The following is a 22,850-nucleotide window of genomic DNA, read 5'->3' as shown; positions in this document are numbered from 1 at the left end:
CGCAATTGGCTATTGAAGCCTGTTCGAATGCCCTGCGGGTTCTGAAGCAGTGACCGGAAAAGATCAGCGCGTGGCCGTTCTCATGGGCACGAGGGATGGCGCCGCCTATATCGGCGATCAGTTGCAATCCTTGCTCGACCAATCATGGCCCCATGTCGATCTCTGGGTTTCCGACGACGGCTCGACGGACGCCACGCTCGCGATCCTCGATGCGTGGCGGTCCCGCTGGAACAAGGGCTCCCTTACGCTGGTGCAGGGCCCGCGAAACGGCTTCGCCGCCAACTTCCGCTCGATGATCATCGAGCCGCGCGTCGATGCCGATTACTACGCCTTTTGCGACCAGGACGATGTCTGGGAGCCGGACCGGCTGGAGAGCGCCATTCGCTGGATGGAGACACAGGATATGGCAATGCCGCTCCTGTTCTGCTCGCGCACGGCGACCATTTCCGAGACCGGCGTCCCGGCCGGCCATTCGCCGCTTTTCCGGCGCCCGCCATCCTTCCGCAACGCCCTGGTGCAGAGCATCGCCGGCGGCAACACCATGCTCTTCAACCGCGCGGCGCGCGACCTCCTGGCGAAGGCATCGGCAAGAACCGAATTCGTCAGCCATGACTGGTGGGCCTATCTCGTCGTGACCGCTGCCGGCGGCAAGGTCCGCTACGAGCCGCGGCCGCTGGTCAGATACCGGCAGCACGGGGCGAACCTGGTCGGCGCCAACGTCTCGTGGAGGGCAAGGCTTTCGAGGCTCGGGCGGCTGTTCCAGGGCCAGTTCGCCACCTGGACGGACAGCAATCTCAGAGGCCTTGCCGCCAACCGCGACCTCGTCACACGCGATGCAGCACGCTGCCTTCGCCTCTTCATCAGGGCGCGCAAGGGCAGTGCTCTCAGGCGCTTCAGCCTGCTCGGCAAAAGCGGCGTCTACCGGCAGACCCTGATGGGCACGCTCGGCCTCTACCTTGCCTTTCTTTGGCGGCGGATCTGAGCCGTGACGGCAAAGCGGGCTTTCGACCTGACTATCGCGGCCGTCATGCTGGCGGTTACGTCGCCTGTTGTGCTGATCGCCATGCTGGCGGTCAGGGCGACATCGCCCGGACCGGCCATCTTTTCGCAGCCGCGCGTCGGGCGCGGCGGCGCTGTCTTTGCCTGCCACAAGCTGCGCACCATGCATCGCAACACTCCGTCCTTGCCCACGCACGAGGCGCCTGCCGGGTCGGTCACCGCGGTGGGCAGGGTGCTGCGCGCGACCAAGATCGACGAGCTGCCGCAGCTCTGGAATGTGCTCAAGGGCGAGATGAGCCTTGTCGGTCCCCGTCCGTGCCTGCCGACGCAAACGGAGCTGATCGGCCACCGGCGCCGGCTGGGCGTGCTTTCGGCGCTTCCGGGCATCACCGGGCTGGCGCAGATCAAGGGCATCGACATGTCCGATCCGAAACTCTGCGCCGAAACCGACGCTGCCTATCTGAAGGCCGCTTCGATCGGCCTCGACCTCAAAATATTGCTGGGGACATTCTACCGGGCCTGAGCGGCCTACTTTCGCGCCAGTTCCTCAAGCCGGCCGAGCGTATCGGTTTCCGGCATCCAACCTTCCGCGGCCAGCAGTGACGGATCGCAGACCTGGGTCGCGGTCAAGGCTTGCCATGATGCCTGCCTGCCGAGCAGCCTTGCCGCCAGCCGCAGCGCCATCGCAGGCATGGGAACAAGCCGCGGCGGACGGCCGAAACCAAGCCGGAACGCGGCAATGATTTCGGACATCGCCAGCGGAGCTGCGTTGCCCGCGACATAGGCCGGGTGGAGCGGTCCCGGACGGCTGACAAGGTGCAGCACCGCGCCCGCCGCGGTGTCGGACGCGATCAGAGAGCGCACACCCGCCAGCACGCCGGTCGGCAGCGGCAGGGCGGTGTCGGCAAGCCGCATCAGCGCTGCCATGTTGCCCCTCATGCTCTCCCCATAGACGGGCGGCAGGCGCAGTGCCGTGGCATCCGGGCGTCCGGCGTAAGCCTCGATCATCCTGATCTCGCCTTCCCGCTTGGAGCGGCCATAGGCGCATTGCGGGGCAGGGGCCATCGCCTCGTTGATCGTGCCGCTGAAGCCGGGACCCGCCACGGCCCGGATCGAGGAAAGATAGATGAAGCGCCCGCCGCAACCTGCAGCCGCGGCCTTGGCCAGCCGCGCGGTCAGCATCGCATTGGCGGCCTGGTAGTCGGCGTCGCTGGCGTTCCGATCGTTGTTCAGCGCCGCGCAGTGGACGACATGGCTCACGCCGCGCATCGGTGCCAGGAAGGCGTCGTCCGGCGCATCGGCGCCAGGCAGCGCAAAGACCTCGCCCGCAGCCTGCAGTCGTTCTGGCCGGCGGGACGCAATGCGTATGTCGAAGCCGGCCTGACGCAGCCGGCCGGTCACCTGGCGTCCGATCAGCCCCGTCGCCCCGGTGACCAGGACCTTCATGTTCGCCGGCCGGCGGCCGAAGGAATGGCTGCGCTCTTGCCGGTCGGCGGCACCGTTCGTCCGCAAGCCAGGTAGGTTCCCGAAACCAGGAACACCATCAGCGTCGAATCGAGAAGGTCCTGACCGACCAGGATACCGGTCAGCCCGCCTATGAGATAGGTGACGACCGTGACGATGATCATCGTTGCGCCGAACCGTTCCGCTGGGCCGGCGCTGCGGAGCAGCGCTCTTGCCGCGTTCCAGGCCGCGACGACGAAGATCGCCGCCAAGGCGAACGCCCCTAACAAACCGGCCTGCACCGCCGCGGTCAGAAAACCGCTATGGTAATGGTTGTAGCCCGCGTCCATGCCAAATTGATCGTGAAAACCCTGTTTCATCAGCGCCCGGCTGCCTGTGATGCCATGTCCGAAAATCGGAGCCTCGTGAAACGCCTTCGTGCCGATCTCCCACATCGCCACCCGCAGTCCAAGCGCCGTCGTATGGTCGTTCTTGGTGGTGAGCGCATCCAAGTCGCTGAAAAGGAAGTCAGCGCGATTGGCAATGACGGGAAACGCGATCGCGGCGAGCAGCAGGCAGGCGCCGCCGGCAATCAGCGCAATGCGCGCGAGTTTCAACCCGCTGAGCCGGCGCCGGTTGATCGAGAGCACGGCGATGCCCGCCAGCAGCAGCGCCAGCCAGATGATGCGGGAGCCCGAATAAAGCACCGCCAAGCTGCCCGACAGCGCAGCGAGAGTCAGCAGCTTCCAGCGCTTTTCGATCCCCGACAGCGCGCCTGCGAGGCTCATCGCCGCGGCCAGGCAGGTCACCGTCGCGAATACGATGGCATTCCCGGCACCGCCTTCGGCCCTGGTGCCGATCCAGTAATACTGAACGACGGCGAGCAGCAGCGCGCCGAAACATGCCGCGGCGCTCGCCAGCACGACGATGCGTACAAGCACGGTCTTTTCCGTGATGCTCCAGGTCGAATAGGAGATCGGAAAGAAGAGGAAAGTGATCAGCGGCAGGAACAACCGCAGATCCGCCGCCAGCGTGCCGTTGACGATCGAAGCAAGGACGATGGCCGCGCAATAGGCACAGATCGCCACCGTCATGGCAAGCATCGACCGGTCGATGTTGAACCGCCGCCGTCTGATGGCGAGCAGAAATACGGACCAGAGCGCGCCGCCGTTGAAAACGAAGCTGACCACCGATCCCAGCACGGGCGGCGAGAAGAAGCAGACGATCGAGAAATAGATGTTGATCTGTGTCGGCGTGAGATGCCGCCGAAGCGATGTAAACGGGTTCAATGTCTTGCTTCGCAATCTTCCAGGTTGTGCGCAGACCCGCCGGGGGACCGAACAATTGGCTTTGACCGATCCCGTTCTGCCGCGCCTCGCCCGCTCCCGCGCCGGTATAGCGGCTGGCTCCGATCTCCGATAGGGCGACCGAAGGATGTCCAGCCAAAAATCGGCGGCGTGGACGAAAGCTCTTGGAAGTCAACCTAGCCGATCGAAGCAAATAGGTTTGTTCGGCCCCTTTCAATTGCTCGGCTTGTCTGGGAGAATTTTCCGACTTATCAAGCTCACTTGGAAAATTCATTCCCAAAGCGCTGTGCCCGGCGCGGGTCTTGCATTGTTATGGGCGATGGCGATCTGCTAGAACGCCCGCGACAAGTGTCCAGGGCTTGACGGGCTGTTTTAGCAAACCGCGCCAATCGCCTGCTGCAAGGCCTGGCCGGCACGAAAGAACGCTCAATAGCTTATGAATATCGCGCTCACCCATCTGCAGCGGCTAGAGGCCGAATCCATCCACATCTTCCGTGAGGTTGCGGCCTCTTTCGCCAAGCCGGTGATGCTCTATTCGGTCGGCAAGGATTCCTCGGTGCTGATGCATCTGGCGATGAAGGCCTTCTATCCCGCCAAGCCGCCATTTCCCTTCCTGCATGTCGACACGACCTGGAAGTTCCGTGAGATGATCGCCTTTCGCGATCAGATGGCGCAGAAGCTCGGCTTCGACCTGCTTGTTCATGTCAACGAAGACGGGGTGCGCGACGGCATCAACCCCTTCGATCACGGCTCGAACACCCACACCCATGTGATGAAGACGGTGGCGCTGCGCCAGGCGCTCGACAAACACGGCTTCGACGCAGCCTTCGGCGGCGCCCGTCGCGACGAGGAGAAGTCGCGCGCCAAGGAGCGCATATTTTCCTTCCGCAATGCCCAGCATGCCTGGGATCCCAAGAACCAGCGGCCGGAAATGTGGAAGATCTTCAACACCCGGATCGCGCCGGGTGAATCGATCCGCGTCTTTCCCCTGTCCAACTGGACCGAGCTCGACATCTGGCAGTATATCTTGCAGGAGGACATCCCGATCGTGCCGCTCTATTTCGCCAAGGAGCGGCCGGTCGTCGAACGCGACGGCATGCTCATCATGAAGGACGATGACCGCATGCAACTGCGCCCCGGCGAGAAGATCGAGAACCGTCTCGTGCGCTTCCGCACGCTGGGCTGCTATCCGCTGACGGGCGCCATAGAATCGGATGCCGACACGCTCGAAGCCATCGTCGGCGAGATGCTGACCGCCCGCACCTCCGAGCGCCAGGGCCGCCTCATCGACCGCGACGAGGCAGGTTCCATGGAAAAGAAGAAGCGCGAGGGGTATTTCTGAGCATGCGCCACATCCTGGCCACGAGCCTCGCCCCGACCGATTCGATCCGCGACTACATGGCCGCGCAGGAAAAGAAATCGCTGCTGCGCTTTCTCACCTGCGGCTCGGTCGACGACGGCAAGTCGACGCTGATCGGCCGGCTGCTGTCCGATACCAAGCAGATTTTCGAGGACCAGCTCGCCGCGTTGGAGAACGATTCTCGTAAGCACGGCACCACCGGCGACGACATCGACTTCGCGCTGCTCGTCGACGGGCTGGAGGCCGAGCGCGAGCAGGGCATCACAATCGACGTCGCCTACCGCTTCTTCGCCACCCCGAAGCGCAAGTTCATCGTCGCCGACACGCCCGGCCATGAGCAATACACGCGCAACATGGCGACGGGCGCTTCGACCGCCGACCTCGCCATCGTGCTGATCGATGCGCGCCAGGGCGTGCTGCGCCAGACCCGGCGCCATTCGATCATCGCCTCGCTGCTTGGCATCCGCCACATCGTCCTTGCCGTCAACAAGATCGACCTCGTCGGCTTCGACAAGACCGTGTTCGACCGGATCGTCGCCGACTACGGCGACTTCGCGCAAAGCCTAGGCTTCAACAGTATCGTGCCGATTCCGATGTCGGCGCGCTTCGGCGACAATGTCACCAGCCGCTCGGAGCGAACGCCCTGGTATTCCGGGCCGTCGCTTATCGAGCATCTGGAAACCGTGTCCGTCGACGAGGCGGCGATCGAATTGCCGTTTCGCTTCCCCGTCCAGTATGTGAACCGTCCCAATCTCGATTTTCGCGGCTTTGCCGGAACCATTGCATCCGGTTCCGTTTCCAAAGGCGACGAGGTCGTGGTCGCCAAGTCGGGCAGGGCCTCCCGGGTCAAGCGCATCGTCGCGCATGGCGGCGACCTTGAGCAGGCTGTTGCCGGCCAGGCCATCACGCTCGTCCTCGAGGACGAGGTCGAGGTTTCGCGCGGCAACATGCTGGTATCGCTGGCCGCACGTCCGCAGGTCGCCGACCAGTTCGCCGCCAATCTGGTCTGGTTCGACGAGCAGGCCCTGCTGCCCGGCCGGTCCTATATCCTGCGCACCGAAACCGATCAGGTGAGCGCGACCGTCACCGATCTGAAATACCGCGTCAACGTCAACGATTTCGCGCATGAAGCGGCGAAGTCCCTCGACCTCAACGAGGTCGGGGTGTGCAATCTGTCGACCCGGGCGCCGATCGCCTTCGATCCCTTCGCCGAGAACCGCACGACCGGCGCCTTCATCCTGATCGACCGCATCAGCAACGCCACCGTCGGCGCCGGGATGATCCTGCATTCGCTGCGCCGCGCCGAGAACATCCATTGGCAATCGCTCGACGTCGGCAAGCGCGGCCGCTCCGACCTGAAGAACCAGCGCCCGGCGGTGTTCTGGTTCACCGGTCTGTCCGGTTCCGGCAAGTCGACGATCGCAAATCTTTTCGAGAGGAAGCTGTTCGCGTCCGGCCGCCACACCTACATCCTCGACGGCGACAATGTCCGCCACGGCCTCAACCGCGATCTCGGCTTCACCGACGCGGATCGGGTCGAAAACATCCGCCGCGTCGCCGAAGTGGCCAAGCTGATGGCCGATGCTGGCCTGATCGTCATCGTCTCGTTCATTTCGCCCTTCAGCGCCGAGCGGCGCATGGCGCGCGAGCTGATGGGCGAGGGGGAATTCGTAGAGGTGTTCGTCGACACGCCGTTCGAGGAATGCGCCCGCCGCGACCCAAAGGGCCTTTACGCCCGCGCCTTGAGCGGCGAGATCAAGAACTTCACCGGCGTCGATTCTCCCTACGAGACGCCGGAGAACCCCGAGATCCACCTCGAGACTCTCGGCAGGACGCCCGAGGAGATGGCGGAAGCCCTGGAACACTGGCTGACGGAGCGCGACGTTGCCGAAGAGCAGTATGACGATGGCGGCGGCATCTGACGACGCGGCAATGCTTGGCGTGTTCGAGCGCCTCGCGCTCCATGCCGGCCGCGCGGTGATGCGCGTTTTCCACGAAGGCTGCGCCGTCGACAGCAAGTCCGACTCTTCGCCGGTGACGGAAGCCGATCGCGAAAGCGAAAAGATTATCCTGGCCGGCCTGCGCGCCGCTTATCCGGACATCCCTTGCGTCGCCGAGGAGGAGGTTGCGGCGGGTATTGCCACGCCCGACCTCGACCATGCCTTCTTCCTCGTCGATCCGCTCGACGGCACCAAGGAATTCGTCAACCGCCGCACCGATTTCACCGTCAACATTGCGCTGGTGCGCCACGGCGTGCCGGAAGTCGGCGTCGTGTTCGCGCCTTGCACAGGACGTTTCTTCTCCGGTCGGGCGGGGACGGCGGAAGCGATCGACGTCGACGGCGACTATCGTATCGCCGGCCGTCGGCCAATCACCGTGCGGGCAGGCGGCACGCCGCTCGCCGTCGTCGCCAGCCGCTCGCACAACACGCCGGAAACCGAAGCCTTCATCCGCGATCTCGGCGCCACCGAAATCGTCTCGATAGGCTCGTCGCTGAAATTCTGCCTGCTCGCCGCCGCCGAGGCCGACGTTTATCCGCGCTTCGGCCGCACCATGGAATGGGACACGGCCGCTGGCGATGCGGTGCTGCGCGCCGCCGGCGGCATGACCCGCACGCTGGACGGCCAGCCGCTCGTCTACGGCAAACGCAACCAGGCCACTGACACGGATTTTGCCAACCCGTATTTCATTGCGACGGGGAAGGGCGTGGAGGTTTAATCTCCCGCTCAAGGGCCGAGATCAGGCAGCCGCGACCTGCGCCGAGTTGGAGCCGATATAATTGCGGATCGTCTCGATGATCTCGTCCTGGTCGGCTTCGCTGAGATAGGCGTGCATCGGCAGACAGAGGATCTGCTTCGGCAGCTTTTCCGAAACCGCAAGACCGGTCGGCGTACGCGGATAGTCGCGGTAGGCGATTTGTTCGTGCAGCGGCTTCACGTAATAGATGACCGACGGGATGCCTTTTTCGCTGAGATGCGCCTTCAACCCGTCGCGTTTCGGCGTCTCGATGGCATATTGTGCCCAGGCCGAGCGGCCGTGGCCGAGATTGCGTGATGCCTTGACGATGTCGCCAAGCCCATTGGCGTAACGGTCGGCGACCGCCTGGCGGGCCACCATCTCTTCCTCGAGGATGGCGAGCTTCTCGATCAGGATCGCCGCCTGCAGCGTATCGAGGCGCGAATTGATGCCGACGCGGATGTTGTCGTACTGCGTCTCGCCCTTGCCGTGGAAGGCGAAGGAGCGCAGCTTGTCGGCGAGCGCAGCATCGTTGGTGAACATCGCGCCGCCGTCGCCGTAGCAGCCGAGCGGCTTGGCCGGATAGAAGCTGGTCGAGCCGACATGGCCGAAGGCGCCGCACATCGTGCCGTCGGCCGAGCCGCCCATCGACTGGGCGGCGTCCTCGATCACCAGCAGGCTCTCGCGCTTTGCGATCGCCGTGATCGCCTCGTAGCCGGCGGCAAGTCCAAACAGGTCGACCGGGATGATCGCCTTCGGCTTCAGCCTTCCTTGCTTCTTGATCATGTCGATCGCCGCCTCGAGGCTGGCGACATCGATGTTGTAGGTGTCGGGATCGACGTCGACGAAGACAGGCTCGGCCTTGGCGAGCGCCACCACTTCGGCCGTCGCGGCGAAGGTGAAGCTTGGCACGAACACGGCATCGCCCGGACCGATGCCGGCCGCAAACAGCGGCAGAAGCAGCGCATCGGTGCCGTTGGCGCAGGCCACCACATGCTTGACGCCGACGTAAGCCGCGAGCTTGTTCTCGAATTCTGCGACTTGCGGGCCGAGGATGTAACGGCCGTCTTCGACCACCGTGTCGATCGCGGCCTTCAGCCGGTCGCGGATTCGTTCGCGCTGCGCGCCAAGATCGATGAACTGCATGTCGGCCTCAGAAGCTGCCAGTAAACCGGCCCGCTGGTACCAGACTTGCCACGGCTGAAAAAGCCGCCCATGGCCAGGGCGAATTGCGCAAGTGTCGCAGCCTGTTACCGTTTTTGCCTGCGCATTGCCAGAAGAAGCCGGAAATCCGGGCTTCCAAGCGTATTCGAAGCGGCTCTTGTCGCGCTGTTCCGGCCCTTCGAAACATAAAGTGATCGCTCGGGCACGGGCCGCTGGCGAGACCGGTCAGCCGATCAGGCGATTTCGTGCCGCCATGGCGGGTTGGCGCCGGCCCGAGATACCGTCACCGCGGCTGCCTTGGCGCCAAGCTCCAGCGCGCTGCGGATGGCTTCCTCCGAGAGGCCGCCGATCGCTGCTTTGGTGAGCAGACCCTGCTCGTGCAGCGAGGCAAGGATGCCGGCATTGAAGGTGTCGCCCGCGCCGACGGTGTCGACCACCTTCACCTTCCGCGGCACCACCGTGACCTTGTGCTCCCTGCTGTAGCCGACGGCGCCTTCGCTGCCATGGGTGACGACGATCAGCCTGGGACCGCGGTCAAGCCAGTTGCGCACGACCTCCTCGTGCGAGCCCGCTTCGTCGAACCAGTTGAGGTCTTCGTCCGACAGTTTGACGATGTCGGCCATCGCCATCATCTTGCGGATGCGCCTCAGATGCTTGGCCTTGTCCGGAATGAAGTTCGGCCGGATGTTGGGGTCGAGCATCATCACCCGGCTGTTGTGCTCGCGCCGCATGAACTCCTCATAGGCCGATCCCGCCGGTTCCGAGATCAGGCTGATCGCGCCGAACAGCATCGCCTCGATCTCGGCGCCGAGCTTCGGCAGGTCCTCGATGGCGAGCATGCGCCCGGCGGTGTTCTCGTCGTAGAACGTATAGCTCGCCTGGCCATCGGTGAGCCGCACGAAGGCGAGCGTGGTCGGCTTGGGCGAGGTGTGCGCATAGGTCGAGCTCACCTTGCTGGCTCCCAGCGCCTCGCGGAGCTGGCCGCCGAACAGGTCGGAGGAGAGACCTGAGAAGAAGCCTGCCGGAGCGCCCAGCCGTCCGAGCGCGACCGCCGTGTTGAACACCGCTCCGCCGACATAAGGCGCGAAGGCCGCTTCGCCTTCCGCTGTCGTGCGCGGCAGCATGTCGATCAGGGCTTCGCCACAGCAGAGGATCATTGTGTCTCGGTTTCCGGCGGATGGATCACGCCCTTACGGATGATGATGTTGGCATAAAGCCTGGGTTCGCTGGTCGCGACGATCGCATGCGCGGCCTTGACGCGTGCATAGAAGTCGGCCCCCGCCAGCGCAATCACCTTGTGCCCCGGCGCGCGTTTGGCGCAGACCGCTTCCATCTCGTGATGCACGGGATCGGCGAGCGCCGGATCGCCTTTGACCGAGGCGCGGAACAGGGCCTCCGGCACCGCCGCATCCACCGGCAGCACGCTCAAAACGGCGTCCAGCACCGGAATGACGGCATGGCCGTCGGCGCGGATCAGCCTGCGCGCCTGTTCCTCGGCCGGATAATTGCCGTCGACGATGGCGATCTCGTCGCCATGGCCCATGGCCCTGAGCGTCGCCAGAAGCTGCGGGCCGAGCAGCGACGGAATGCCGATCAGCATGGTCAGGCGCTCCTGGAAATCGTCGTCGGTCCGATCAGGAAGCGTTCGGAAAGCGGCAGGCTTGCGCCGCCAAGCGCCCGCGCATGGATGCCGACTGTTCCTTCGCGTACGACCGGCAGCTTCAGCCCCTCGGCGTCGATACCGCTGATCGCGTCCGTCACCGCATCGACAAGCCTCCGCCGCACGTCGAGCGGCATCCAGCCGTCGATCACCGCGGCCTCGAAATCGATGACCGACGAGGCGGCAACGATCGCATAGGCCAGCGCTTGTGCAGCACTTGCGATCCAGTCGTCGAGCTCGGCGCCGATCTCGCCCCATTCCTGCGGCGAGGTCCACAGATAGGAGCCGTCGATGCCCTTGGCGCTCAGCGCCTTTTCCAGCATGGCGATCGAGGCGACATCGATAAGCTGTGTCGGCTTGCCGTCCGGCCCGGGCACCGGCATCGAACCCAGGGCGCCGGCATTGCCGGTCGGCCCGCCGAACAGGCGGCCGTTGAGCACGATGCCGCCGCCGGCAAAGGCGCCGATATAGAAATAGACGAAGTCGCGCGCCGCGCCTGCCTGGCCGAAGACGAGCTCTGCCCCGCAAGCGGACGTGGCATCGTTCTGCAGATAGACCGGAAAGTCGCATTGGGACTGGATGTCGGCGCGGATGTCGCGATGGCGCCATTCATCCATGATCTCGCGCGGCGCGCCGGCTGTGTCGGCCCAGCTCCAAAGCTCGAACGGCATGGCGATCCCGAGCCCGGCGATGCGCTTGTCCTGCGCCGGTGTCAGCTCGCCGCGCATTTGTTTGATCCCAGCGCCGACGAACTCCACCGTCTCGCGCGGCGCCGGATAACGATAGGAATTCTGCAGCATCGATCGCACATTGCCGAGGAAGTCGATCAGCACCAGCTCGGCGCTGCGGCGGCCGATCTTGAGACCGATGAAGAAAGCTCCTTCCGGATTGAGCGCCATCGGGATCGACGGCTGGCCGATCTTGCCGCGCAGCGGCGCCTGGCGCACGAGCAGCTTGTCCTCTTCCAGCTCCCGCATGATGACGGATACCGTCTGGGCCGACAGCCCGGTCATGCGCGCGATGTCGGATTTGGCGAGGCTGCCATGCTGGCGCACCAGTGACAGCACCAGCCTTTCATTGTGGTCGCGCATGCCGCTCTGGTTCGTGCCGCGATGCAGCCGGCTCTCCAGAGCCTCGGGCGAACCGTGCCTCGCAATGCCGGTCTCCACCCTGTTCCTCCCGTCGGTTTCCCCACACTGGCTTTTCGTTCAGAATGAGTGAACAGCGCAAGTCTGTCAATAATAAATAAGAGTGATTTAATTATTGACAGATGATGCGGACTGGTGTCTTTTGGGGTGGCGTCCACGCTGGGAAAAATGGTTGGATGCGCTCGAGGCGCCGGGTTGGCCGGCGTCCGGAATGGTTCCATTGGGAGGAAATCGTGACCAAGAAATCGCTGCTGAAGTCCACCGTATTCGCGGCGGCCGGGCTGGGCCTGCTCGCATTCGCCTCGTCCGCATCGGCTGCGGGCGTCGGCGCCTGCCTGATCACCAAGACCGACACCAATCCCTTCTTCGTCAAGATGAAGGAAGGCGCCACCGCCAAGGCCAAGGAACTCGGCGTCGACCTGAAGACCTATGCCGGCAAGATCGACGGCGACAGCGAGAGCCAGGTCGCGGCGATCGAGAGCTGCATTGCCGACGGCGCCAAGGGCATCCTGATCACCGCCTCTGACACCAAGGGCATCGTGCCGACGGTGAAGAAGGCGCGTGACGCCGGCCTGCTGGTGATCGCCCTCGACACGCCGCTCGATCCGATCGACGCTGCCGATGCGACCTTCGCCACCGACAATCTGGAGGCCGGCAAGCTGATCGGCGCCTGGGCCGCCGCCACGCTCGGCGACAAGGCCAAGGACGCCAAGATCGGCTTCCTCGACCTCACTCCTTCCCAGCCGACCGTCGACGTTCTGCGCGACCAGGGCTTCATGATGGGCTACGGCATCGACGTGAAGGATCCCAACAAGATCGGCGACGAAGACGATCCGCGCATCGTCGGCCACGACGTGACCAACGGCAACGAGGAAGGCGGCCGCAAGGCGATGGAGAACCTCCTGCAAAAGGACAACACCATCAACGTCATCCACACCATCAACGAGCCGGCCGCAGTCGGTGCCTACCAGGCGCTCAAGGCCGTCGGTCTGGAAAAGCAGGTGCTGATCGTTTCGGTCGACGGCGGCTGCCCGGGCGTCAAGTCGGTTGCCGAGGGCGTTATCGGCGCCACCTCGCAGCAGTACCCGCTGCAGATGGCGGCGCTCGGCATCGAGGCGATCGCCAAATTTGCCAAGGACGGAACGAAGCCGAAGCCGACCGAAGGGAAGAACTTCTTCGACACCGGCGTCAATCTCGTCACCGACAAGCCGGCCAACGGCGTCAAGTCGATCGACACCAAGGAAGGCCTCGCCAAGTGCTGGGGCTGACGCTCTGACGGTTCACAAAGCTTGCGGCTGGGGGCTTGATCCCCGGCCGCATCGGGTGGACGATGCGCCTTCGTCAAGCGCGGACAATCCTGGCGACAGACCGGAAGAGGCGTCGACGGCGCGCGCAGCAATGAGAAGGCTGTGCGCATACGGGAGGATACATGTCTCAGATTCAGGAATTCGAGAAGGTACTTTCGGGCAGCGACAGCAGCGTCGCGGCCTTCGACGAGCACGGCAAGTCGTTCGTCAAGCGCGCCCAGCATTTCCTGCACTCCACGCCGGCGGCGGTGCCGCTGATCGTGCTGGTGCTGTCGGTCATCATCTTTGGCGTTGCCATCGGCGGCCGCTTCTTTTCGTCCTACACGCTGACGCTGATCCTGCAGCAGATCGCCATCGTCGGCATCCTGGGCGCTGCCCAGACGCTGGTCATCCTGACCGCCGGCATCGATCTTTCGATCGGCGTGGTGATGGTCATCTCGGCGGTGGTCATGGGCAACTGCGCCATCACCTATGGCATGCCGACAATCCTGGCCGTGGTGCTTGGGCTTGGCGCAGGCGCGGTTTGCGGCATGCTCAACGGCTTGTTGGTCGCCTATATGAAATTGCCGCCCTTCATCGTGACACTGGGCACCTGGAACATCGTCATGGCCACCAATTTCATCTACTCGGCCAATGAGACGATCCGCGACGCCGATGTCGACGCTCAGGCGCCGCTGCTGCATCTCTTCGCGCTGAGCTTCAGGGTCGGCTCCGCCGTGCTGACGGCCGGCGTCATCGCCATGGTCCTGTTGGTGCTGCTCTTGTGGTATGTGCTCAACCACACGGCGTGGGGTCGCCATGTCTATGCCGTCGGCGACGACCCGGAAGCGGCGAAACTCTCCGGTATCCAGACCAAGTCTGTGCTGATGGCCGTCTATACGCTTGCCGGTCTGATCGCCGCCTTCGCTGCCTGGGTGTCGATCGGCCGCAACGGCTCGATCTCGCCGTCCGCCGCCGTCACCGACTATAATCTGCAAGCGATCACCGCGACCGTGATCGGGGGCATCTCGCTCTTTGGCGGCCGCGGCTCCATCCTCGGCACGCTGTTCGGCGCCATGATCGTCGGCGTCGTCTCGATGGGCCTCAACATGCTGGGCGCTGACCCGCAATGGAAAGTGCTGCTCACCGGTGTCCTGATTATCGGCGCCGTGGCGATCGACCAGTGGATCAGAAAGGTTTCGGTGTAACCATGACCCAGCAGGCTGTTCTCACCGCGCGCGGTCTGACCAAGCGCTACGGCCGCGTGACCGCGCTCAACAACTGCGACTTCGATCTCTACCCGGGAGAAATCCTGGCCGTGATCGGCGACAACGGCGCCGGCAAGTCGACGCTCATCAAGGCGATCTCCGGCGCCGTGCATCCCGATGAAGGGGTGATTGAGCTGGACGGCAAGCAGGTCCAGTTCAAATCGCCCATCGAGGCCCGCGAGGCGGGGATCGAGACCGTCTACCAGAACCTGGCATTGTCGCCGGCGCTGTCGATCGCCGACAACATGTTTCTCGGCCGCGAGATCCGCAAACCGGGTCCGCTCGGCAGCTGGTTCCGCATGCTGGATCGTCCGGCGATGGAAAAGCGCGCCCGCGACAAGCTGACCGAACTCGGCCTGATGACCATCCAGAACATCAGCCAGGCGGTGGAGACGCTTTCGGGCGGCCAGCGCCAAGGCGTCGCCGTGGCTCGCGCCGCCGCTTTCGGATCGAAGGTGGTGATCATGGACGAACCGACGGCGGCGCTCGGTGTCAAGGAAAGTCGCCGCGTCCTCGAGCTGATCCTCGACGTCAAGAAGCGCGGCCTGCCGATCGTGCTCATCTCGCACAACATGCCGCATGTCTTCGAGGTCGCCGATCGCATCCACATCCACCGGCTTGGACGGCGTCTATGCGTCGTCGATCCGAAGCAGATTTCGATGTCGGATGCCGTCGCGCTCATGACCGGCGCCAAGAAGCCGCCGGAGGACGCGCTGGCGGCCTGATCTCCGCCCCACCATGGTAATTGGCCGCAGGTGCATCGGATGGACACTCCGTCCTAAATCGATTTAACAATATATGCTGCAGCGCGGCAAACTGGGGTAGGAGAAACGGTGAAAGCCGCTATGATCAGGCCAACCGAACGAGAGGCGATATGAAACCCGCCATGACGATCGAAGCCCCCGCTCTCGACCACCCCGATCCCAGGACGCTCGCCGAGGAAGTCCTGATGTCGCTCAAGTACCGGGTCGGCAAGGACACCACCGTCGCAACGCCATATGACTGGCTGACCGCCTCGATCAAGGTGGTGCGCGACCGCGTCGTCGATCACTGGATCCAGGCGACCAAGGAAGCCTACGACCAGCAGGAAAAGCGCGTCTACTATCTCTCGCTCGAATTCCTCATCGGGCGCCTGATGCGCGACGCCTTCTCCAATCTCGGCCTGATGGAGAACATGCGCGAGGCGCTGGCATCGCTCGGCGTGGATCTCGACTTGATCGCCGGCCTTGAACCGGACGCAGCCCTCGGCAATGGCGGTCTCGGCCGGCTCGCCGCCTGCTTCATGGAAAGCATGGCAACGGTCGATATTCCCGCCCACGGCTACGGCATCCGCTACGCCAATGGCATGTTCCGGCAGGAGATCCATGACGGCTGGCAGGTCGAGCTGCCGGAGACCTGGCTCGACCACGGCAACCCGTGGGAGTTCGAGCGGCGCGAACGTTCCTTCGAGGTCGGCTTCGGCGGCTCCGTGGAATCGATCACCTCAAAGGACGGCCGCCTGGAGCGCCATGTCTGGAGGCCCAATGAGCATGTGCTGGCAGTCGCTTATGACACGCCGGTGGCGGGCTGGCGCGCCAAGCGCGTCAACACGCTGCGGCTCTGGTCCGGCATGCCGATCGACCCGATTCTGCTCGACAAGTTCAATGCCGGCGACCACATCGGCGCGCTCGCCGAAAGCAACAAGGCGGACGCGCTGTCGCGCGTTCTCTATCCGGCCGACTCGCACATGGCCGGGCAGGAGCTCCGGCTGCGCCAGGAATATTTCTTCTCGACTGCTTCGCTGCAGGACATCGTCCAGCGGCATCTCAGCCAGTACGGCGACCTGAGATCGTTGCCCGACAAGGCCGCGATCCACCTGAACGACACCCATCCGGCCGTCGCCGTGCCGGAGCTGATGCGGCTTCTGATGGACGTTCACGGCATGGATTTCGACCTTGCCTGGGACATCACCAAGCGCACCTTCGCCTACACCAACCACACGCTGCTACCGGAGGCGTTGGAAAGCTGGCCGGTGCCGCTGTTCGAGCGTCTGTTGCCGCGCCACATGCAGATCGTCTACGCCATCAATGCCCAGGTTCTCCTGGAGGCGCGGGCCACCGGAAAATTCTCGGGCGAGCAGATCGCCCGCATCTCGCTGATCCAGGAAAATGGCGACCGCCGCGTGCGCATGGGCAATCTCGCTTTCGTCGGCTCGCATTCGATCAACGGCGTCTCGGCGCTGCACACCGATCTGATGAAGGAGACGGTGTTTGCCGATCTCCACAAGCTCTATCCCGACCGCATTAACAACAAGACCAACGGCATCACGCCCAGGCGCTGGCTGATCCAGTGCAATCCCGGCCTGACCGCGCTTGCCCGCGAAGCGATCGGGAACCGCTTCATGGACGACATCGAAGCGATCAAGGATCTCGATCCTCTTGCCGGCGACTCCGCTTTCCGCGAGAAGTTTGCCGCCGTGAAGCGCCAGAACAAGGTGAGGCTTGCAAACCTGGTCGCCGACCGGCTCGGCATCAGGCTCGATCCTTCAGCGCTGTTCGACATCCAGGTCAAGCGCATCCACGAATACAAGCGCCAATTGCTCAACATTCTGGAGGCGATCGCGCTCTACGACCAGATCCGCTCGCATCCCGAGCGGGACTGGATGCCGCGGGTTAAATTCTTCGGCGGCAAGGCGGCGCCGAGCTACCACAACGCCAAGCTCATTATCAAACTGGCCAACGACGTCGCCCGGGTGATCAACGGCGATCCCTCGACGCGCGGCCTGCTCAAGGTTGTGTTCGTGCCGAACTACAATGTCAGCCTCGCCGAGGTGATGATGCCGGCGGCCGATCTTTCCGAGCAGATCTCGACCGCCGGTATGGAGGCTTCCGGCACCGGCAACATGAAGTTTGCCCTCAACGGCGCCTTGACCATCGGCACGCTCGACGGCGCCAATGTCGAGATCAAGGAGCGCGTCGGCGACGACAACATCTTCATCTTCGGCCTCACCACCGCCGAGGTCGCCGAACGCCGCGACAACGGCTACAATCCGCGCGGCGTGATCGCGTCCTCGCCGGAGTTGTCGCAGGCGGTGTCGGCGATCTCCTCCGGCGTCTTCTCGCCTGACGATCCCAACCGCTACCGCGACCTCATGAACGGCCTTTATCAGAGCGACTGGTTCATGGTGGCGGCCGATTTCGACTCCTACGCCGCCTGCCAGCGCGAGGTCGACGATCTCTGGCGCAACAGTCCCGACTGGTACTCGCGCGCCATCCGCAATGTCGCCCGCGTCGGCTGGTTCTCGTCCGATCGCACCATTCGCCAATACGCGAAAGAAATCTGGAACGTACCTGTCTGATGTGATTGCATGAGGCCGCCGACAACGTGGACGTGCATGTCGCCCAAAAGTGCCTAGCGGTTTTGGCCAACATATGCACAAACCAGAATAGTTCCCAGGGAGGGACGCCGCCTGATGAGGAAGCCGCGCGCGACCGCTGCACCAAGCGGGCCGGACGGACTGGCGCCAGCCGGCGATGTCGCGGCCATTGTCGCCGGAACGCATGGCGATCCCTTTGCAATTCTGGGTGTGCACGCGGCCGGCAAGGGCTTAGTCGCCCGCTGCTTCGTACCCAATGCCGAATGCGTCACCGCCTATACGCTCACCGGCAAGGAAGCCGGGGAACTCGTGCGCAGCAACGATGCCGGCTTCTTCGAGGGCAAGCTTTCGATCCGCAAGCGTCAGCCGTTGCGCTATCACGCGAGGAATGCCGGCGGCGACTGGTGGCTGACCGACCCTTATTCCTTCGGCCCGGTGCTAGGCCCGATGGACGACTACTACATGGCGGAGGGCTCACACCTGAGGCTCTTCGACAAGCTCGGCGCCCATATCATCGAGCATGAGGGGGCCACCGGGGTGCATTTCGCGGTATGGGCGCCCAATGCCCGGCGCGTCTCGGTGGTTGGCGCCTTCAACGACTGGGACGGCCGCCGGCACACCATGCGCGACCGCAAGGACACCGGCATCTGGGAGCTGTTCATTCCGGACCTCGGCGCCGGCCAGCCTTACAAGTTCGAGATCATCGGTCCCGACGGCGTGCGCCTGCCCCTCAAGGCCGATCCGTTCGCCTTCGAGTCCGAGCTGCGCCCGGCGACCGCTTCGGTGACGGCGCCGCCGATCGCGCATCAATGGGGCGACGAGGCCCATCGCAGCTTCTGGCAGAAGGCCGATCCGCGGCGCGAGGCGATCTCGATCTACGAGGTCCATGCCGGCTCGTGGCAGCGCCGCGATGACGGCACCTTCCTCACCTGGGACGAGCTCGCCGCGCAGCTGATCCCCTACGTGGTCGAAACCGGCTTCACCCATATCGAGTTCCTTCCGATCTCGGAGCACCCCTACGATCCGTCCTGGGGCTACCAGACGACCGGCCTTTATGCGCCGACCGCGCGCTTCGGCGATCCCGATGGCTTCGCCCGCTTCGTCGACGGTGCGCATCGTGCCGGCGTCGGCGTCATCCTCGACTGGGTGCCGGCGCATTTCCCCGTCGACGAGCATGGGCTGGTGAAGTTCGACGGCACCGCGCTCTACGAGCATGCCGACCCGCGCCAGGGTTTTCACCCCGACTGGAATACCGCCATCTACAATTTCGGCCGCCGCGAGGTGGTGTCGTTCCTCGTCAACAACGCGCTGTTCTGGGCCGAAAAATACCATGTCGACGGTTTGCGCGTCGACGCTGTCGCCTCGATGCTCTACCTCGATTATTCGCGCAGGTCAGGCGAGTGGATCCCCAACGAGAAAGGCGGGCGCGAGAATTTGCAGGCGGTCAGCTTCCTGCAGAAGATGAACAAGGAGCTTTACGGCCATCATCCCGGGGTGATGACGATCGCCGAAGAATCGACCTCATGGCCGAAGGTATCGCAGCCGGTGCATGAAGGCGGGCTCGGCTTCGGCTTCAAATGGAACATGGGCTTCATGCACGACACGCTGGAGTATTTCTCCAAGGAGCCGATCTACCGCAAGCACCATCACAACGACATCACCTTCGGCCTTGTCTACGCTTTCTCCGAGAATTTCGTCCTGCCGCTCTCTCATGACGAGGTCGTGCACGGCAAGGGCACGCTGCTCCACAAGATGGCAGGCGACGACTGGCAGAAATTCGCCACGCTGCGCGCTTACTACGCCTTCATGTGGGGTTATCCGGGCAAGAAGCTCCTGTTCATGGGCCAGGAATTCGCCCAGCGCCGCGAGTGGAGCGAGGAACGCGCGCTCGACTGGAATCTGCTGGAGCACGCCCCGCACCGCGGCGTCCGGCAGGCGGTGCGGGACTTGAACTACCTCTATCGTTCGCGCCCGGCGCTGCATGCGCGCGACTGCGAGCCGGAAGGCTTCTCCTGGCTGATCGTCGACGATCGCGACAATTCGGTCTTTGCCTGGCTGCGCAGCGCGCCGGACGGCAACCCGATCGCCGTCATTTCCAATTTCACGCCGGTGCCGCGCGAGAACTATCGCGTGCCGCTGCCGAAGGCGGGCGAGTGGCGCGAGATCATCAACACTGACGCCGCCGAGTATGGCGGCTCCGGCATGGGCAATGGCGGCATGATCGTGGCGAGCGGGGAAGGGGGCGGCACGTCGGCGACGATGCTCTTGCCGCCGCTGTCGACGATCATGCTGGAATTCGTCGCGGATGGAGCAAAGGTCCGGACAGCTTAGGAGGGAGGCAAACGATGGCAGAGATCAAGAGAACCCAGCCGCTGGCGCGCGATGCCATGGCCTATGTGCTGGCAGGCGGCCGCGGCAGCCGCCTCAAGGAGCTGACCGACCGGCGCGCCAAGCCCGCCGTCTATTTCGGCGGCAAGACGCGCATCATCGATTTTGCGCTGTCCAATGCGCTCAACTCCGGCATTCGCCGCCTCGGCGTCGCCACCCAATACAAGGCGCACTCGCTGATCCGACACCTGCAGCGCGGCTGGAACTTCCTGCGCCCCGAACGAAACGAGAGCTTCGACATCCTGCCCGCCTCCCAGCGCGTCTCGGAAACGCAGTGGTACGAGGGCACGGCGGATGCGGTCTACCAGAACATCGACATCATCGAGGCCTATGGCCCCGAATACATGGTCATCCTAGCCGGCGACCACATCTACAAGATGGACTACGAGCTGATGCTGCGCCAGCACGTCGATGCCGGCGCCGACGTCACCGTCGGCTGCCTCGAAGTGCCGCGTATGGAGGCGACCGGCTTCGGCGTCATGCATGTCGACAAGAAGGACACCATCATCTCCTTCATCGAGAAACCCGCCGACCCGCCCGGCATACCGGACAAGCCGGACCATGCGCTGGCCTCGATGGGAATCTATGTCTTCAAGACCAAGTTCTTGATGGAGCAGTTGCGCCGCGACGCGGCCGAGCCAGGATCCAGCCGCGACTTCGGCAAAGACATCATCCCCTACATCGTTCAGCACGGTAAGGCAATCGCCCACCGCTTCGCCAAATCCTGCGTCCGCTCCTCGCACGAGTCGGAGCCTTACTGGCGCGACGTCGGGACGGTGGACGCCTATTGGGAAGCCAATATCGACCTGACCGATGTCACGCCCGAACTCGATCTCTACGACCGGGATTGGCCGATCTGGACCTATGCCGAATTGAAGCCGCCGGCCAAATTCGTGCATGACGAGGACGGCCGTCGCGGCGAGGCGATCTCCTCGCTGGTGTCCGGCGACTGCATCGTTTCCGGCGCATCGCTGCGCCGCAGCCTGATCTTCACCGGCGCGCGCATCAATTCCTATGCGAAGCTCGAGGAAGTGGTGATGCTGCCCGACGTTCAGGTTGGGCGCAACGCGCGCCTCAAGCGCGTCGTCATCGACCATGGCGTCCACATACCGGAGGGGCTGGTGGTCGGCGAGGATGCGGCACTCGACGCCAAGCGCTTCCGCGTTTCGGAAAAGGGCATCTGCCTGATCACTCAGGATATGATCAACAAGCTGTCAACCTGATAGGGTTGATCGGCAAGTTGTCAGTCTGATCAACAAGCTGTCACTTTAGCCGTGGATCTTAGGCGCATGCAGGTTCTGTCCGTCACGCCCGAAATCTTCCCGCTGATCAAGACCGGCGGGCTTGCCGACGTGACCGGTGCCCTGCCGATCGCGCTCGCCAGCAAGGGCGTGGCGATGCGCACGCTCATCCCCGGCTACCCGGTGGTGATGGACGCCTTCAAGAAAAAGAAGGCCGTCTATCAGTACCCGCTGCTGCAGGGCGGCAAGGCTTCGGTTCACGCCGTCAAGATCGGCGAGCTCGAGCTCTTCGTGCTCGACGCGCCGCATCTTTTCGACCGCCAGGGCGGGCCCTATGGTACCGCCTCCGGCTCCGACTGGCCCGACAACTGGCGGCGCTTCGCGGCGCTGAGTCAGGTCGGCGGCGACATCGCCGGCGGCGCGATCTCCGGCTACCAGCCAGACCTCGTGCATGCCCATGACTGGCAGTCGGCAATGACGCTCGCCTACATGCGCTACGGCAATGCGATCGGCGTGCCGTCGCTGATCACCGTGCATAATCTTGCTTTTCAGGGACAGTTCGGCTCCGGCATTTTCGGCGAGCTCGGCCTGCCGGGCGTGGCGATGCAGCTCGATGGCGTCGAATATTATGGCGGCGTCGGCTTCCTCAAGGCCGGCCTGCAGGCCGCCTGGGCGATCACCACGGTGAGCCCGACCTACGCGCAGGAAATCCGCTCGCCGGAATTCGGCATGGGCCTCGACGGCCTGATCAACATGCGCGCCGTCGACCTCTACGGCATCGTCAATGGCATCGATGTCGACATCTGGAACCCGGCGACCGACAAGCACCTGGTCGCCAACTATTCGGCCGAGACGCTGGAAGCGCGCGACCTGAACCGCAAGGCCGTGGAGGACCGCTTCAGCCTCGAGCCTGACGACAGCCCGATCGTCTGCGTGGTCAGCCGTCTGACCTGGCAGAAGGGCATGGACATTTTGGCTGCCGTGGTCGACGGCGTCGTTCAGCGTGGGGCACGACTGGCGGTTCTGGGCTCGGGCGATGCCGGCCTCGAAGGCTCGCTGCTTGCCGCGGCCGCGCGGCATCGCGGCCGCGTCGGCGTCGTCATCGGCTATGACGAGGCGCTCTCCCACATCATGCAGGGCGGTTGCGACGCCATCGTCATCCCTTCACGCTTCGAGCCCTGCGGCCTGACCCAGCTCTATGGATTGCGCTATGGCTGCGTGCCGGTCGTCGCCCGCACCGGCGGCCTCGCCGACACCATCATCGACGCCAACGAGGCGGCACTTTCGGCCGGCGTTGCCACCGGTTTCCAATTCGCGCCGAACAATGGCGGCGCCCTCCTGCACGCCATCCGTCGCCTTGTCGAAGCGCATGCCAGACCCGCCGCCTGGGCCTCGATCCAGCGCCAGGGCATGAAGGCCGACGTTTCCTGGGACAAGAGCGCCGAGAAATATGTCGAACTCTATCGCTTGCTGCTTTCAAAAAGGGCTGCCTGAG

18 protein-coding genes are annotated in these 22,850 nt (G+C 64.1%); 12 read left to right on the top strand and 6 right to left on the bottom strand.

Features of this window, described 5'->3' with window-relative positions:
* The first annotated feature begins 70 nt into the window (after positions 1 to 70).
* Both CK222_RS10085 and CK222_RS10080 read left to right on the top strand, forming a co-directional pair.
* Positions 71 to 982 carry a glycosyltransferase family 2 protein gene (locus tag CK222_RS10085; RefSeq protein ID WP_245432995.1) on the top strand — a complete coding sequence of 304 codons (912 nt, stop codon included), beginning with the start codon at positions 71 to 73 and terminating at the stop codon, positions 980 to 982.
* Positions 983 to 985: 3 nt separating this feature from the next.
* Positions 986 to 1,522, top strand: a complete 537-nt coding sequence (locus tag CK222_RS10080) for a sugar transferase (RefSeq protein WP_280951763.1) — start codon at positions 986 to 988, stop codon at positions 1,520 to 1,522.
* Positions 1,523 to 1,527: 5 nt separating this feature from the next.
* On the opposite strand, the gene CK222_RS10075 is transcribed toward CK222_RS10080, so the two are convergent.
* A complete protein-coding gene (locus CK222_RS10075) occupies positions 1,528 to 2,445 on the bottom strand; it encodes an NAD-dependent epimerase/dehydratase family protein (RefSeq protein WP_095800250.1) in 918 nt (305 codons plus the stop codon).
* Positions 2,442 to 3,731: an O-antigen ligase gene (locus tag CK222_RS10070; protein ID WP_095800249.1), complete on the bottom strand. Its 1,290-nt coding sequence runs from the start codon at positions 3,729 to 3,731 to the stop codon at positions 2,442 to 2,444. The genes CK222_RS10075 and CK222_RS10070 overlap by 4 nt, the downstream gene beginning before the upstream one ends.
* A gap of 454 nt (positions 3,732 to 4,185) precedes the next feature.
* Between CK222_RS10070 and cysD the strand changes: the two genes are divergently transcribed.
* From cysD to cysQ, 3 genes are read left to right on the top strand one after another with little or no spacing between them, the layout of a single operon-like run.
* Positions 4,186 to 5,091, top strand: a complete 906-nt coding sequence (cysD, locus tag CK222_RS10065; protein ID WP_095800248.1) for a sulfate adenylyltransferase subunit CysD — start codon at positions 4,186 to 4,188, stop codon at positions 5,089 to 5,091.
* Positions 5,092 to 5,093: 2 nt separating this feature from the next.
* Positions 5,094 to 7,031, top strand: coding sequence for a sulfate adenylyltransferase subunit CysN (gene cysN, locus CK222_RS10060; RefSeq protein WP_176477607.1), 1,938 nt, complete (start codon positions 5,094 to 5,096; stop codon positions 7,029 to 7,031).
* A gap of 10 nt (positions 7,032 to 7,041) precedes the next feature.
* Complete coding sequence (gene cysQ, locus CK222_RS10055) at positions 7,042 to 7,827, top strand: 3'(2'),5'-bisphosphate nucleotidase CysQ (RefSeq protein ID WP_176477617.1); 786 nt, start codon at positions 7,042 to 7,044, stop codon at positions 7,825 to 7,827.
* A 21-nt stretch (positions 7,828 to 7,848) separates the two neighbouring features.
* Here cysQ and CK222_RS10050 read toward each other — a convergent pair whose 3' ends face one another.
* The 4 genes from CK222_RS10050 to CK222_RS10035 form a co-directional block, all read right to left on the bottom strand.
* On the bottom strand, positions 7,849 to 8,991 hold the full coding sequence (locus tag CK222_RS10050; RefSeq protein WP_095800245.1) for a DegT/DnrJ/EryC1/StrS aminotransferase family protein: 1,143 nt from the start codon (positions 8,989 to 8,991) through the stop codon (positions 7,849 to 7,851).
* Between the two features lie 251 nt (positions 8,992 to 9,242).
* Positions 9,243 to 10,166 carry a carbohydrate kinase gene (locus CK222_RS10045; RefSeq protein WP_095800244.1) on the bottom strand — a complete coding sequence of 308 codons (924 nt, stop codon included), beginning with the start codon at positions 10,164 to 10,166 and terminating at the stop codon, positions 9,243 to 9,245.
* Entirely contained in the window at positions 10,163 to 10,609 is a 447-nt protein-coding gene (locus CK222_RS10040; protein ID WP_067327918.1) for an RbsD/FucU domain-containing protein, read from the bottom strand. The genes CK222_RS10045 and CK222_RS10040 overlap by 4 nt, the downstream gene beginning before the upstream one ends.
* Positions 10,610 to 10,611: 2 nt before the next feature.
* Positions 10,612 to 11,838: an ROK family transcriptional regulator gene (locus CK222_RS10035; protein WP_067327919.1), complete on the bottom strand. Its 1,227-nt coding sequence runs from the start codon at positions 11,836 to 11,838 to the stop codon at positions 10,612 to 10,614.
* Positions 11,839 to 12,050: 212 nt separating this feature from the next.
* Here CK222_RS10035 and CK222_RS10030 point away from each other — a divergent pair, with 212 nt between their 5' ends.
* The 7 genes from CK222_RS10030 to glgA all read left to right on the top strand — a co-directional run bounded on the left by CK222_RS10030 (position 12,051) and on the right by glgA (position 22,849).
* A complete protein-coding gene (locus tag CK222_RS10030) occupies positions 12,051 to 13,085 on the top strand; it encodes a sugar ABC transporter substrate-binding protein (RefSeq protein WP_066998169.1) in 1,035 nt (344 codons plus the stop codon).
* 161 nt (positions 13,086 to 13,246) lie between these two features.
* Positions 13,247 to 14,311 carry an ABC transporter permease gene (locus CK222_RS10025; protein ID WP_066997793.1) on the top strand — a complete coding sequence of 355 codons (1,065 nt, stop codon included), beginning with the start codon at positions 13,247 to 13,249 and terminating at the stop codon, positions 14,309 to 14,311.
* 2 nt (positions 14,312 to 14,313) lie between these two features.
* Entirely contained in the window at positions 14,314 to 15,096 is a 783-nt protein-coding gene (locus CK222_RS10020) for an ATP-binding cassette domain-containing protein (protein WP_066997791.1), read from the top strand.
* 149 nt (positions 15,097 to 15,245) lie between these two features.
* A complete protein-coding gene (locus CK222_RS10015) occupies positions 15,246 to 17,708 on the top strand; it encodes a glycogen/starch/alpha-glucan phosphorylase (protein ID WP_067327920.1) in 2,463 nt (820 codons plus the stop codon).
* A gap of 114 nt (positions 17,709 to 17,822) precedes the next feature.
* Complete coding sequence (glgB, locus tag CK222_RS10010; RefSeq protein WP_095800243.1) at positions 17,823 to 20,057, top strand: 1,4-alpha-glucan branching protein GlgB; 2,235 nt, start codon at positions 17,823 to 17,825, stop codon at positions 20,055 to 20,057.
* A gap of 14 nt (positions 20,058 to 20,071) precedes the next feature.
* Complete coding sequence (gene glgC / locus CK222_RS10005) at positions 20,072 to 21,337, top strand: glucose-1-phosphate adenylyltransferase (RefSeq protein ID WP_067327922.1); 1,266 nt, start codon at positions 20,072 to 20,074, stop codon at positions 21,335 to 21,337.
* A gap of 66 nt (positions 21,338 to 21,403) precedes the next feature.
* Positions 21,404 to 22,849 carry a glycogen synthase GlgA gene (glgA, locus tag CK222_RS10000; RefSeq protein WP_095800242.1) on the top strand — a complete coding sequence of 482 codons (1,446 nt, stop codon included), beginning with the start codon at positions 21,404 to 21,406 and terminating at the stop codon, positions 22,847 to 22,849.
* Position 22,850 lies beyond the last annotated feature (1 nt).

Source organism: Mesorhizobium sp. WSM3866, assembly GCF_002294795.1.
Classification (GTDB): Bacteria; Pseudomonadota; Alphaproteobacteria; order Rhizobiales; family Rhizobiaceae; genus Mesorhizobium.
Note: the sequence above shows the minus strand (reverse complement) of the source record. Positions and strands in the feature narration are given on the sequence as shown.

Excerpts from the sequence above, each read along its gene's own strand:
- CK222_RS10075 (WP_095800250.1), bottom strand. The coding sequence starts at position 2,445 with ATGAAGGTCCTGGTCACCGGGGCGACGGGGCTGATCGGACGCCAGGTG.
- cysD (WP_095800248.1), top strand. The coding sequence starts at position 4,186 with ATGAATATCGCGCTCACCCATCTGCAGCGGCTAGAGGCCGAATCCATC.
- cysN (WP_176477607.1), top strand. The coding sequence starts at position 5,094 with ATGCGCCACATCCTGGCCACGAGCCTCGCCCCGACCGATTCGATCCGC.
- cysQ (WP_176477617.1), top strand. The coding sequence starts at position 7,042 with ATGCTTGGCGTGTTCGAGCGCCTCGCGCTCCATGCCGGCCGCGCGGTG.
- CK222_RS10050 (WP_095800245.1), bottom strand. The coding sequence starts at position 8,991 with ATGCAGTTCATCGATCTTGGCGCGCAGCGCGAACGAATCCGCGACCGG.
- CK222_RS10045 (WP_095800244.1), bottom strand. The coding sequence starts at position 10,166 with ATGATCCTCTGCTGTGGCGAAGCCCTGATCGACATGCTGCCGCGCACG.
- CK222_RS10040 (WP_067327918.1), bottom strand. The coding sequence starts at position 10,609 with ATGCTGATCGGCATTCCGTCGCTGCTCGGCCCGCAGCTTCTGGCGACG.
- CK222_RS10025 (WP_066997793.1), top strand. The coding sequence starts at position 13,247 with ATGTCTCAGATTCAGGAATTCGAGAAGGTACTTTCGGGCAGCGACAGC.
- CK222_RS10020 (WP_066997791.1), top strand. The coding sequence starts at position 14,314 with ATGACCCAGCAGGCTGTTCTCACCGCGCGCGGTCTGACCAAGCGCTAC.
- CK222_RS10015 (WP_067327920.1), top strand. The coding sequence starts at position 15,246 with ATGAAACCCGCCATGACGATCGAAGCCCCCGCTCTCGACCACCCCGAT.
- glgB (WP_095800243.1), top strand. The coding sequence starts at position 17,823 with ATGAGGAAGCCGCGCGCGACCGCTGCACCAAGCGGGCCGGACGGACTG.
- glgC (WP_067327922.1), top strand. The coding sequence starts at position 20,072 with ATGGCAGAGATCAAGAGAACCCAGCCGCTGGCGCGCGATGCCATGGCC.
- glgA (WP_095800242.1), top strand. The coding sequence starts at position 21,404 with ATGCAGGTTCTGTCCGTCACGCCCGAAATCTTCCCGCTGATCAAGACC.